Raw genomic sequence first — 12530 nt, 5'->3', positions numbered from 1 at the left:
TTAACGGTCCGCGCGTTTGACCGCCGCGAGCGCGTCGGCCGCCTCCGCGACGGCCGCGAGGTAGGCCCGGGTCCGTTCGAGGTCGTCGCTGGCCTCGGCCTGCCGGGTCAGGCGGACGATGGTTCCCTCGAGCGACTCGCGTGCGCCCGCGAGCGTGCCCGAACTACCACCGGCCGGTGACGGGGTCGGCGCAGTGGCCTGCGCAGTGTTTGCGGACTGGCCCTCCGTTTCGACTGCGTCCGCGACTGACGGGTCCATGCTCGACGTCCAGTCGGCGGGCTGGTTCGACGCGTCGGTGGTCTCCGTGTGGCCGGCCAGTTCGGGGGTGGCGCTGGCCCCGGTGTCGGCCCGGCCGTTCGCCGCGTGCTGGGGTGTCCGGGCGTCGCTGGCGGTGGCTGGCTCGTCGGGGGCGCTGGCCTGGTCGGGGGCGGCTCGGTCGCCGGCCGCGTCGGCGGTCGCTCCGTCTGCGGACTGAGCCTCGGTTGGCTGGCCCGTCTCGGCTGGCTGGTCGGCGTCGTCCGGCTGTTCGCCGTCGCTCCGCTGGTCGTCGGCTTCGCTGATGACCTCCTGGCAGGTCGAACAGAACTCCTGGCCCTCGTAGCGGAAGATGGGGTCGCCACAGGTGCCACAGTGGGCGTTGGTCATCGTCGCGCCCTTCAGGAGGAGGTCGCTCATGCGCTCTGTCGCTTCGCGGTCGTCCTCGTCGCGCCCGTACTTTTCGCGCAACTTCTCGCGTTCGGCTTCCTTGTCGAAGTCGCTCATACACGGGTAGAGACGGCCAGGCGGAAAATGGCTTGCGGGGTCGACCGAAGTGGGTTTGACCGACGGGCAGCGTGATCAACCGGATGGCGGCGCTGGGAGGAACAAAAAGAAGAGTTTAATTCGCCGGGGCTGGGATTTCCAGCCGATATGACGAAAGTTAGCATAGTGGGCGCGGCGGGCACCGTCGGTGCCGCAGCGGGGTACAACATCGCCCTGCGCGACATCGCGGACGAACTCGTCTACGTCGACATTCCGGACCAGGAGGACGTCACCATCGGGCAGGCTGCGGACACGAACCACGGGGTCGCCTACGACTCCAACACGACGATCCGGCAGGGAACCTACGAGGACACCGCCGGCTCTGACGTCGTCGTCATCACCGCGGGGCTGCCCCGGTCACCCGGACAGACGCGGATCGACCTGGCCGACGACAACGCCCCGATCATGGACGACATCATCAGCCAGCTCGAGGAGCACTCCGACGATTTCGTCTCGATCACCACCTCGAACCCGGTCGACCTGCTCAACCGCCACCAGTACGAGGTCGGTGACCGCGACCGGCACAAGGTGATCGGCTTCGGCGGCCGACTCGACTCCGCCCGGTTCCGCTACGTCCTCTCCGAGCGCTTCGACGAGCCCGTCCAGAACGTCGAGGCCACGATCCTGGGCGAACATGGCGACGCCCAGGTCCCCGTGTTCTCGAAGGTCCGGGTCAACGGCACCGACCCCGAGTTCTCCGACGACGAGCAGGAGACGATCCTCGAAGAGCTCCAGGAGAGCGCCATGGACGTCATCGAGCGCAAGGGCGCGACCGAGTGGGGTCCCGCCACGGGCGTCGCGCACATGGTCGAGGCCATCGTCAACGACACGGGCGAAGTGCTCCCCGCCTCTATCAAGCTCGACGGCGAGTACGGCTACGAGGACACCGGCTTCGGCGTCCCCTGCAAGCTCGGCGCCAACGGCGTCGAAGAGGTCGTCGACTGGGAGCTGACCGATGGCGAGCAGGAACTGCTCGACGAGGCCGCCGACAAGCTCTCCGAGCAGTACGAGAAGATCTCCTGAGCGGACGGATTCCGTCGACTACCGGCCCGAAATTCGCCGTTCTTTTCGCCGGCACCGATCGGTGGCTACCGCGACGGTCGCTCAACGGTCGGTGTGTGGACTGGCGTCGTCGCGGTACCGCGCACCGAGGGCGGTGCGCGCACGCCCCGCGAGAGCCGGTTCTGAAACCCGTTCCCCGACGTCCTCTCCCACGAGGGCGGCCCACTCGTCGACGTGGGAGTCGTCTCGGTGTCGCATGGTACTCAGGGGGAAGAATATTCGGCCATTTATATAATCGTTGCGCCGGTCGGGGACCGACGTCAGTCGCTGCCGTCGTCGGTCTCGGCCCGGGACGGGACGTAGGACCGGCCGACGAACCCGCCGAACAGCAGTTCACGGACCGACAGCATCTGCTCGCGGCCGCGTTCGCGGGCGGCTTCGACCCGTCGCTCGGTCGTCTGGAAGTAGTTCACGACGGTCACGAGCAAGACACCGCCGACCGTGTTTCCGAGGAGGACCGGGAACACGAACCCGTAGAGACCGGGAACGAGCGGCACCTGCCCGCCGAACACGAGGTACATGACCTCGGTGAAGGAGACGACGACGTGGAAGCGGTTCGCGAACGGGATCGCCAGGAACGCGAGGTACACGAGGACGAGCCGGGAGATGGAGTCACGGACCGAGTAGTCCAGACAGACGACGCCGGCGACGATCAGGCCCGCGAAGCCGGCCTTGAAGAAGAGATCCCAGAACGGCGTCTCGATCCCTTTCATGGCGAGGCGGTGGCCGCGACTGCGGTCTGGTCGGACAGCACACCCGTCGACGCGAGCACCAGCGCCCCGAGGGCACCGCCGGCGAAGTTGCCTCCAGTACGAGTCCCCACGTCCGCAACAGCGCCGGCAGGCTCGCGAGCCGTTCTAGCACGAGCGCGACGGGAGGGAGCGTGTTCTCGGGTACAGCTGGTAGCCCCCGAGGATGATGTAGACGAATCCGAGCGGATACAGCAGCGCGCTGAGGATCGGGTCGCCGTCCGTGCTCGCGGTGAGGCTGGCGTCCACGAGGTACGTGATCGCGAACCCCGCCGCGAGGGCGCCGAAGGACAGTTCCCACTTGCCGGTGCCGATCTCCTCGTCGGCCGCCACGATGATCCGCTGGAACACCTCGTCGGAGTCGAACCGGTCGCGCACGACCGCACCCGCCGCGGGCGCGCCGTGCCGAGAGCGTTCGACCGCCTCGCGAACCGACGCCTCTCGGTCCCGGTCGTCGTCGCTCACAGGGCATCCCTCCCGAAGCGCTCGGCCAGCAGGTAGAGTCCGTAGATCAGCCCACCGAACAGGACCAGTTCGATGACGTACAGTTCGACCAGTTCGAGCGCCGAGAGTTCACCGAGTGCGACCGCGCCGCTGAACTGGAGAAACGAGAGGGTGAACCCGATGAACAGCACCGGGAGAAAGAGCAGAATGAGACCGTAGACGAACAGCTTGTATCGGTCGAGATTGTCGGGCATCGGTCGGCGATGCGAAGGGCGAGAGGAAAAAAACCGATGGCTCCAATCCGGAATCAGTCGGTCGTGTCGTCCCGGAACCGGTCAGTCGTGCCAGTTTTCGGGCACCTGGATCGTGTACCGGCCGTCCTCCTGCAGGGCGATGATGTACTCTTCGCGGTCGTACAGTTCCATCAGGTTGAGTTCGTACTGGCCGGGGCTCAGGACCTTGATACTCTCGAACTGGTCGTTGAGTTCCTCACGGAGTTCGCTGAGGTCCGGGCGGTCCTCGCTGGGTTCGCTGGCGACGCGGCCGCCGGCGTCGCCGGTCGGGACGGGCGTGGCGCTCGCGCCGGTCGGGTCGGTTCCGAGATCCTCGCTCGTGGCGGCGTCGTCGGTCGCGGGCGGTTCGGTGCCCGTGGACGGTTCACTGCCAGTGGGAATCTCGTCCGGACTGACGACTTCGCTCCGGGCGTCGGCCTGTGCGGCGTCCTCACGGGACGCCGGGGTGTCGGGCGGCGTTCGGTCCGGCGCGGGGGCCGGCTCCGACGGGATCGAGTCGGCCGGGGCAGGGTCACGGCTCGACGGATCGTCCTCGGGTGCGCCCGCGGACTGTGACCCCGAACTGCCCACCAGGTCACGAACGGTCGCGGCCGCGTTCCCGACGGTGCGGGCGACGGAGCTGTCGGGCGTCGGTGGGTCCGGTGGTTCGGCCGACGGCTCCGGTTCCGCGGGCACGTCCTCGGTCGAGGGGTGGAACTGAAACTTGTTCCCACCACAGTCCGGACAGCCCGACAGCATCTCCTTGGAGCCGTCGTCGAACACCTGGCCGCAGCTCGTACACTGGTGGGGCATTATTTCCGTGAGACCAGGGCGCTGATCAGCGTCTCGTCTTTGTGCAGCGTCTCGATCTGGTTGGCCGGCCCGATCACGGTCAGCTTCTTCGTCTCGTCTTTGCCCATCAGCCGATTGAGCAGTCCGGAGTCCGTACTCCCGGATTGGGGGTAGGTCTCGATCTCGATCCCGTTGAACTCGTCGGGACTGATCTCGGTCATCGTGACCTCGATGAGCCGGGACTCCTCGTCGGGCGAGAGTCCCTCCTCGAGGATGACGATGTTGCCCTCGTGCACGCCGTCGAGGATCATCCGGATCTTCTCCATGGAGGTCATGTTCTCCATGCGCTCGCCGCTGATGAGGTCGATCTGCACGCCGTCGTCGTCTGCCTTTTTTACTTCCGGCATGAGATCACCCGAAGTACTCCGCGATCTTGTCGTAGACCTCGTCCATGTTGTCGCCTTCCAGCGCCGACAGCGGCAGCGTCTCGTGCTGTGGGAACGCGTTCTCGATGCGGCGGACGTTCGAGTCCTCGAGGTCGGTCTTGTTCGCGAGGATCAGAACGGGGAGGTCCTGACTCTCGATGATGCCGACCAGCATCGTGTTCACCTGTGTGAAGGGGTCTTCTGTCGAGTCCAGCACGTAGAGGACGCCGTCGACGTCCTCGCGCAGCCAGTGCATGGCCTCGGCGACGCCTTCCGTGGCCTCGCGGGAGCGACGGACGGCGTCGTCTTTCTCCATGTCGTGTTCGAGGAATTCGGTGTAATCGACTTTCGTCGTGACACCGGGCGTGTCGACCACGTCGATGGTGACCGACTTGCCGTTGCGCTCGATCTCGACGTTCTCCTTCCTGCGTGCGCGGCGTGTTTCGTGTGGAATGTGACTCTCCGGGCCGATAGCGTCACCTGTCCAGTCGCGAGCGATGCGGTTCGCCAGCGTCGTCTTCCCGGCGTTTGGTGGACCGTAGATACCGATTCGCTTCGGGTCCTGCGCCGAGAACAACGACGAAATACTGTCTCGGATGTCCGTGATCAGTCCCATCCTGGGCCTCCCGCTCTCTCCGTGAGAGAGCTTCTGCGGGTACTTCCCGACCGAATTTACTTAAGTGTACGTCAGACATACATAAATATTCCGATACTTCTCGGTAGGACGGGTTCGACTCCGTTCGAGAGTGCCCGAACGAAACGGAGGGCCGGAACCGGAACGGGTGGTTCGGAACGGCGGAACCCAGCGAGCGGGCGGAGCCGGAAGGAAGACGAAGGTGCCGATCGGGAGCGACGGCTGGGTGGACCCGAAACGGTACGGGGTGATGTCGGTGGGCGGGTATGTGAACGAAGACCACGGCAGTCGACACCACGATTCGGACGGGAGAGAGGTCGAGTTCGGCGGGAACGAGAGCCCCCCACCCCTTCGTTTCAGGTGGAACGGCAGGAACGACGGGGTAGGGGTGAGAGACGGATCGCGGTCGGGAACAGCCGACACCACGCGGGAGCGCGCCTCTAGCCCTAGTTTCCACTAGTCTAGCCGGTTTCCCTAGCACTAGCCCCACAACATACTAGCTCCACTAGAACAAAGGGTGTTTCGAAGTTCTACGGGTTTGGTTTGTGGAGTGGTAAGTTAAGCGTTTCCCTCTCTAGATAGGGGGGTCCCCCCACCCCTTCCCGCACCGTTCCACCCGAAACGAAGGGGTGGGGGGGTTCCCACCCACCCCATCCTTTCCTGTCGAACCCCTTCCCTCACTCACGATCCCCGGATCCCGTCTCGATCCGTTCTCCTCGCTGGTCGCGGTTCGGTCCGGTCACTGGGTGGGATTCGTTCCGACCTCGTCCTGCCAGCGGATCGGTCACTGAACCTTCCACAGCTGGCCGTCTCCCGTCGAATACCCCACCCCGTCGTCGAACCCCCTCCCTTCGTGTCCGCACCGCGCCGATCCGGGTTCCCGTCGATCCGGCACGATTTCTCAGGCAGTCCGTGTACGTACCACACGAGGCGTTCGCACTGTCTCGCGCGCGTCTGCAACAAGTGGCCCGAGTGGACCGAATTCGTTCGAACGTGCTCACTTCGCGGTAACTCTCGTCCGGGTCGCGGCCCGATGCCGACCGCGAGCCGAGCAACACCCCCGCCTCACGGCAACACCCCCGCCTCACGGCACCACCCCCGCTTCACCCGAAACACAGGTGTTTCTCCGACTCGTCACGCCTGTGTCGCTCCCGCCGGTTGCCGAAACCGGCGACTATCCGGTCTGATACCGCCTGCAATATATCCATACTGCCACCTCCGGACCCCTCAACAATCGAAATATTTAATAGGTCGTCAACCACGGGTTCTTGTGGTTCAACTGGACGTCCCCGAAGAGCCCGATTTCCGCGTAGAACGGATCTTCGACGACTCGCGGGCTGTTTCTGGGACGCGAGGTGTCTCTCTCCACCCGAAACAGAGGGGTACGTTTATGACAGGACGCGGGAACGAATCCGACGGACCGGACACGGGAGCGGGGAAGTCAGACGGGCGGGACGGGCCCGGTGAGCAGGCGCCGCTCGACGATACGTCCGACGAGGGCCGACCCAGTGTCGACGTCGAGGCGACCGACGCCGACTCGTCGCTGGACGATGTAGTACTCGACGACGTCGACGAGGACGACGACCTCGACGAGGCCTCGCGCGGGCTGTTCGACGACCTGCTCAGCGGCGCGCCCATCTTCGAGAACAAGGAGGTGTTGCGACCCTCCTACACGCCCCGCGAGCTTCCCCACCGACAGGAACAGATCAACAACATGGCGACGATCCTCGTCTCGGCACTCCGTGGGGACACGCCCTCGAACATCCTCATCTACGGAAAGACCGGGACCGGCAAGACCGCGAGCGCGAAGTTCGTCAGCGAGGAACTCGAGACGACCTCCCAGAAGTACGAGGTGCCCTGTGAGGTCCAGTACATCAACTGCGAGGTCACCGACACCCAGTACCGGGTCCTCGCACAGCTGGCCAACAAGTTCATCGACAAGAACCGCGAGGTGATCGCCGACCGTATCGCCGAACTGGAAGGGCTCCGCGACCGGGCCGAAGACGACGCCTCCGTGCTGGAATCGACCGACGGGAGCGCACTCGAAACAGGGGTGTCGGTGGGGTCGGGCCCCGGCATCGACGAGGTCGAGACCCTGGAGGAACTGGACGCCCTGATCGAGGACCTGGACGAGGACCGCGCGGAGTTCGAGGAGGTCCCCATGACCGGCTGGCCGACCGACCGTGTGTACAACAGTTTCTTCGAGGCCGTCGATTACCACGAACGCGTGGTCGTCATCATGCTCGACGAGATCGACAAACTCGTCGAGAAGAGCGGCGACGACACCCTCTACAATCTCTCGCGGATGAACTCGGAACTCGACAACTCCCGGGTGTCGATCATGGGCATCAGTAACGACCTGAAGTTCACCGACTTCCTCGACCCCCGCGTCAAGTCGAGTCTCGGCGAGGAAGAGATCGTCTTCCCGCCCTACGACGCCAACCAGCTCCGGGACATCCTCCAGCACCGCGCCGACGACGCCTTCGAGGAGGGTGCGCTGTCCGACGACGTGATCCCGCTGTGTGCGGCCTTCGCCGCACAGGAACACGGGGACGCACGCCGCGCGCTCGACCTCCTGCGGACCGCGGGCGAACTCGCCGAGCGCGGACAGACCGAGCGCGTCGAGGAGGACCACGTCCGGCGCGCCCAGGAGAAGATCGAACTGGATCGGGTGGTCGAGGTCGTCCGCACGCTGCCCACGCAGTCGAAACTGGTCCTGTTCGCGATCATCCTGCTCGAGAAGAACGGCGTCCACAACATCAACACCGGCGAGGTGTACAACATCTACAAGCGCCTCTGTGACGAGATCGACGCGGACACGCTCACCCAGCGCCGCGTGACGGACCTCATCTCGGAGCTTGACATGCTGGGCATCGTCAACGCCGTCGTCGTCTCGAAGGGCCGGTACGGCCGCACGAAAGAGATCAGTCTCTCGGTGCCCATCGACGAGACCGAGGCGGTCCTGCTCTCGGATTCACGCCTGGGCGATATCGAGGACGTACAGCCGTTCGTGCAGGCGCGGTTCGACAACTGAGCGGGAAAAATCGGCTCTTCTAGGTCGCCGCCGCGACGGCGTCGGCGGTCCCGACGGGACTCGTCTGGAAGTTGAGGCGGAGCCAGCCGAGGCCGGGCATGCGGAACTCGGCGGTGCCGATCACCCACTCGGGTCTGACGGGCTTGGAGACGCCCTGCACCTGGTCGTACTGCTCGTTCGACGCGGGGTTGTCCCCGCGGGTGATGAACGCGTCGTGTTTCGCGGGACAGTGCTTGAGGTCGGCACACGAATCGACGTCCTTGGGCAGGTGTTCGGCCTCGGCCTTGTCGTACCAGTTCTCGCCCTCTTCGACGAAGAACTGGGCCCGGTGGATCACCGGTGTCGCTTGCTCGCTCCCGTCGGGTTCGTAGACGATCACGTCGCCCGGCCTGTTGAACTTCCGATAGTCGCTCCCGTTGCTGCTGTAGACGGTGGCGACGCCGGTGTCTTCGATGGCGTCGTCGCTGGGGAACCGCTCTTCTTCCATCACGAACACGAGGTCCCCGACGCCGATGTTCGGTTGCATGCTCCCACTCTCGATGGCGACCATCGGCGGCCAGACGCCGCTGATGGCGAACAGGAGGACGCCGATGCCAACGACGGCCAGGACGCTCGTGGCGAAATCGTCGAGGAACGATCCGCCGCGGTCCTCGTCGTCCGGCGGGTTCGGTCCCCGCCGTCCCCCCTCGTCGCTGCGCTCGGTCATTGCTACCCGGTTGTGCCGAACCACGCTTCAACTTTCTGCCTCTCGGTGATTGCCGGAGAGTGTCGGGTCCGATACGTTTTAGCTTCGTCACCCGTTCTGTGGATCCGTGCCGCTGGAGACGCCCGCCCGCATCGTCAACGAACTCGCCCAGCGCGGGTACAACGCCGACCGCGAGGCCGTCACCCTGCTCGCGAACGCCGACGACCCACCCCGCGCCATCGAGCGCGCGCTCGACGCCGTGCCCGACGACGCGATCAAGCTCTCGGCCGACCACGTCGCGTCGGTGCTGGCCGAATCCGACGGTCGCCACGACCGCTCGACGGCCGCGGCGACCGCGGGCGACTCCGCAACGGAAACGACGGCCACAGAACCCGGAGGCCCCGCGAACCCCACCGAAACGGGGGCAACGTCGGCCGATACCACGGGGCCCAACCCCTCTGTTTCGAGTGGAACGAACCCCACGACGTCACCCGAATCCGGGGCCGCCGTTCCACCTGAAACAGGGGGGTCTGCGGACGCGGCGGGGGCGGGCGGGTCCGCCACCGCCACGGAGACCGACCGGCGGACGACGACCGAGCCAGTCGCGACAGGCGAACGGTCCATCGATACGTCCCTGCAGGAAGTCGAGATCGACGGCGATATGACCGGCCAGTCGACCGGAACCGGCGAGTACAGCGACTTCGTGGCCGTGTTCCGGGACCGTTACGAACGGCTCAGCCGGCAGTTGCGCGGTCGGATCAACCACCGCCCGACGAACACGCTCTCCTCGATGGCCGGCGGGAGCGAGGCGGCCATCGTGGGGATGGTCTCGGACATCCGCTCGACGGCCAGCGGGCACTGGCTGGTCGAACTCGAAGACACGAACGGGGTCTATCCCTGTCTCGTGATGAAAGACCGGGATACGGCCGAGCAGGTCGACGAGTTGCTCCACGACGAGGTGATCGCCGTCGAGGGGACCCTCTCGGACGACAACAGCGACGGCGACGGCATCCTCTTCGTCGACGACCTCTACTTCCCGGAGATTCCCCGGACGCACCAGCCCTCGACGGCCGACCGCGAGGTCAGCGCCGCCCTGGTCAGCGACGTCCACGTCGGCAGTCAGGAGTTCATGGCCGACGCCTGGACGCGCTTCGCCGACTGGCTCCACACCGAGGAGGCCGAACGGGTCGAGTACCTGCTGCTCGCCGGCGACATGGTCGAGGGCGTCGGCGTCTACCCCGACCAGGACGAGGAACTGGACGTCGTGGACATCTACGACCAGTACCGGGAGTTCTCGGAGTTTCTGAAGGAAGTGCCCGGGGACATGGAGATCGTCATGATCCCGGGCAACCACGACGCCGTCCGCCTCGCGGAGCCACAACCGGGCTTCGACGAGGAACTCCGGGACATCATGTCGGCCCACGACTGCCGGATCACGTCCAATCCCTCGACGGTGACCGTCGAAGGCGTCTCGGTCCTCATGTACCACGGCGTCTCGCTGGACGAGGTGATCGCGGAGTTGCCCGACGAGAAGGCCAACTACGACGAACCCCACAAGGCGATGTACCAGTTGCTGAAGAAACGCCACGTCGCGCCCCAGTTCGGCGGGCACACGCGGCTGGCCCCCGAAGAGCGGGACTACCTTGTGATCGAGGAGACACCCGACGTGTTCCACGCCGGTCACGTCCACAAGTTCGGCTACGGCAAGTACCACAACGTCCTCACGATAAACAGCGGGTGCTGGCAGGCACAGACTGCGTTTCAGGAGAGCGTCAACATCGACCCCGACTGCGCGATGGCACCCATCGTCGACCTCGATACACTCGACCTGACGATCCGAAAGTTCGCCTGACGACGGCGTCTCCGCTCCCAGTCATCCGTCCAGTCGGTACTTGACGGTCGGCGTGCCCTCGAAGAGGGGCCCCGATCCCACGCGGTTGAAGCCGGCGTCGTCAGCGGCGGACTGGACTACCTCGTCGGGTTCGGGGACGAGCAACTCGACGGCCATGCCCTCGCCGCGGGCGAACCGGACGGGTTCTTCGAGCAGACGGTCACAGACCGCGGGTTTACCCTCCAGTTGCGTGACGTGGATGGTCTGGGCGCGGGCGTCGTAGCTGACGAAGCCGACGATGTCGTCGTCGCCTTCGGCCACCCGGACCGTCCGGTCGTGGACGAGGTTACGCATCACGTCGGTCGGGGCGTCGGTCAGTTCCGACAGCCGGCCGGCATCGGCCTCCACGGCGTCACGGACGTCCATGTTCGAGCATGGCACTCTCACGGGAAAATAGTTGCTCCACCCCGGGCCTCGAATCCCGGCGTTGGGCCCGTCCTCGTCGCTAATGAACACAGTTATCCCGGGGGCTGGTTAACGCTGGCACATGAGCGACGCATACACGCCAGTGACGGTGATTCCATGCGCGTAGTCGCGAAGTTCGGCGGCACGAGCCTGGGGAACGGTGACCGGGTCAACCGGGCCGCGGACTCGATCACGGCCGCCGTCGAGGCCGGTCACGAGGTCGCCGTCGTCGCGAGCGCGATGGGGTCGACGACGGACTTCCTGCTCGAGGAGATCCAGTACGAGGCCGACGAGGCCGACAGGGCAGAGATCGTCAGCATGGGCGAGCGTACCTCCGTCCGAATGCTGAAGGGTGCGCTCTCTTCGCGGGGCGTCAACGCCGTCTTTCTCGAACCGGGCCGCGACGACTGGCCGGTCATCACCGACGAACACGGCGAGGTCGACGTGGCCGAGACGACCCGTCGGGCGAAAGCGCTGGCCGAACAGATGCACAACGACGACGTCGTTCCCGTGATTACGGGCTTTCTCGCCGAGGACCACGCGGGCAACGTGACGACGCTGGGCCGTGGCGGCTCCGACACCAGCGCCGTCATGCTCGGCAAGTACATGAACGCCGACGAGGTCGTCATCGTCACCGACGTGGAAGGCGTCATGACCGGCGATCCCCGTGTCGTCGAGGGCGCGCGCAACGTCGGCGAGATCACCGTCGACGAACTCCGCAACCTCTCCTTCCGCGGTGCCGAGGTCGTCGCCCCGAGCGCCCTGACCTACAAGGGCGAGGACATGAGCGTCCGGGTCGTCCACTACCAGCACGGCGACATCATGACCGGCGGCACCTCTATCGAGGGCCAGTTCGAGAACCTCATCGACATGCAGGAGGACCGCATGGCCTGTCTCACCGTCGCCGGCCGCGCGGTCCGGAACGAACCGGGTATCCTCTCGAAGCTGTCGACGGCGCTGTCCGACGCCGGCATCAACGTCGACGCCGTCTCCTCGGGGATGGATTCGATCACGTTCTACATCGACGAGGAACACGCCGAGGAAGCCGAGACGCTGCTGCACGACGAAGTCGTCGAGTCCAGCACGCTCTCGTCGGTCACCGTCGACGACCCCTACGCTGTGATCCGGGTCACCGGCGGCGAACTCCAGACCGAACCCGGCATCGTCAACCAGATCGTCGCGCCCCTCGCGAACGAGCACATCAACGTTCAGGACGTGATCACCAGCGCCACCTCCGTCGCCGTCTTCGTCGACTGGGAGAACGGCGAGGAAGCGCTGTCCCACATCCAGACCGTCTTCGACGACTGACCGCCCCGCACTACTCCTGTCGGGTAGT

At 65.6% G+C, this 12530-nt stretch carries 12 protein-coding genes and 1 pseudogene; 4 read left to right on the top strand and 9 right to left on the bottom strand.

The features are described from left to right. The gene (locus tag EAF64_RS07645) at positions 1-762 is read right to left on the bottom strand and encodes an Sjogren's syndrome/scleroderma autoantigen 1 family protein (RefSeq protein ID WP_129068377.1); all 762 of its coding nucleotides are present in this window, start codon (positions 760-762) and stop codon (positions 1-3) included. A 147-nt stretch (positions 763-909) separates the two neighbouring features. Between EAF64_RS07645 and mdh the strand changes: the two genes are divergently transcribed. After that, positions 910-1824: a malate dehydrogenase gene (mdh, locus tag EAF64_RS07640; protein ID WP_129068376.1), complete on the top strand. Its 915-nt coding sequence runs from the start codon at positions 910-912 to the stop codon at positions 1822-1824. An 81-nt stretch (positions 1825-1905) separates the two neighbouring features. Here mdh and EAF64_RS20885 read toward each other — a convergent pair whose 3' ends face one another. The 6 genes and pseudogenes from EAF64_RS20885 to EAF64_RS07615 form a co-directional block, all read right to left on the bottom strand. Next, positions 1906-2061 (bottom strand): hypothetical protein, encoded by a 156-nt coding sequence (locus EAF64_RS20885; RefSeq protein WP_193767613.1) that lies wholly within the window; start codon positions 2059-2061, stop codon positions 1906-1908. Positions 2062-2156: 95 nt separating this feature from the next. Then, a pseudogene (locus EAF64_RS21725) lies at positions 2157-3077 on the bottom strand (formate/nitrite transporter family protein); the annotation flags it as partial. Continuing rightward, positions 3074-3310 (bottom strand): hypothetical protein, encoded by a 237-nt coding sequence (locus EAF64_RS07630; protein ID WP_129068375.1) that lies wholly within the window; start codon positions 3308-3310, stop codon positions 3074-3076. The pseudogene EAF64_RS21725 and the gene EAF64_RS07630, both read right to left, overlap by 4 nt. A gap of 81 nt (positions 3311-3391) precedes the next feature. Next, positions 3392-4141 carry an OapC/ArvC family zinc-ribbon domain-containing protein gene (locus EAF64_RS07625; protein WP_129068374.1) on the bottom strand — a complete coding sequence of 250 codons (750 nt, stop codon included), beginning with the start codon at positions 4139-4141 and terminating at the stop codon, positions 3392-3394. Beyond that, positions 4141-4527: a DUF2073 domain-containing protein gene (locus tag EAF64_RS07620; RefSeq protein ID WP_129068373.1), complete on the bottom strand. Its 387-nt coding sequence runs from the start codon at positions 4525-4527 to the stop codon at positions 4141-4143. Before EAF64_RS07620 ends, EAF64_RS07625 begins: the two co-directional genes overlap by 1 nt. Positions 4528-4531: 4 nt before the next feature. After that, complete coding sequence (locus EAF64_RS07615; protein WP_092663780.1) at positions 4532-5161, bottom strand: Era-like GTP-binding protein; 630 nt, start codon at positions 5159-5161, stop codon at positions 4532-4534. A 1408-nt stretch (positions 5162-6569) separates the two neighbouring features. On the opposite strand from EAF64_RS07615, the gene EAF64_RS07610 reads away from it, so the two are divergent. Then, positions 6570-8213 (top strand): Cdc6/Cdc18 family protein, encoded by a 1644-nt coding sequence (locus tag EAF64_RS07610; protein WP_129068372.1) that lies wholly within the window; start codon positions 6570-6572, stop codon positions 8211-8213. Positions 8214-8232: 19 nt separating this feature from the next. Here EAF64_RS07610 and EAF64_RS07605 read toward each other — a convergent pair whose 3' ends face one another. Next, complete coding sequence (locus EAF64_RS07605; RefSeq protein WP_129068371.1) at positions 8233-8919, bottom strand: S26 family signal peptidase; 687 nt, start codon at positions 8917-8919, stop codon at positions 8233-8235. A gap of 106 nt (positions 8920-9025) precedes the next feature. Between EAF64_RS07605 and EAF64_RS07600 the strand changes: the two genes are divergently transcribed. Beyond that, positions 9026-10750, top strand: a complete 1725-nt coding sequence (locus EAF64_RS07600; RefSeq protein ID WP_129068370.1) for a DNA-directed DNA polymerase II small subunit — start codon at positions 9026-9028, stop codon at positions 10748-10750. Between the two features lie 21 nt (positions 10751-10771). On the opposite strand, the gene EAF64_RS07595 is transcribed toward EAF64_RS07600, so the two are convergent. Next, the gene (locus EAF64_RS07595; RefSeq protein WP_129068369.1) at positions 10772-11155 is read right to left on the bottom strand and encodes a hypothetical protein; all 384 of its coding nucleotides are present in this window, start codon (positions 11153-11155) and stop codon (positions 10772-10774) included. Between the two features lie 156 nt (positions 11156-11311). On the opposite strand from EAF64_RS07595, the gene EAF64_RS07590 reads away from it, so the two are divergent. After that, positions 11312-12502, top strand: a complete 1191-nt coding sequence (locus tag EAF64_RS07590; protein ID WP_129068368.1) for an aspartate kinase — start codon at positions 11312-11314, stop codon at positions 12500-12502. Positions 12503-12530: the final 28 nt, after the last annotated feature.

The sequence above is a fragment of the Halorientalis pallida genome, assembly GCF_004118325.1.
Lineage (GTDB): Archaea > Halobacteriota > Halobacteria > Halobacteriales > Haloarculaceae > Halorientalis > Halorientalis pallida.
Note: the sequence above shows the minus strand (reverse complement) of the source record. Positions and strands in the feature narration are given on the sequence as shown.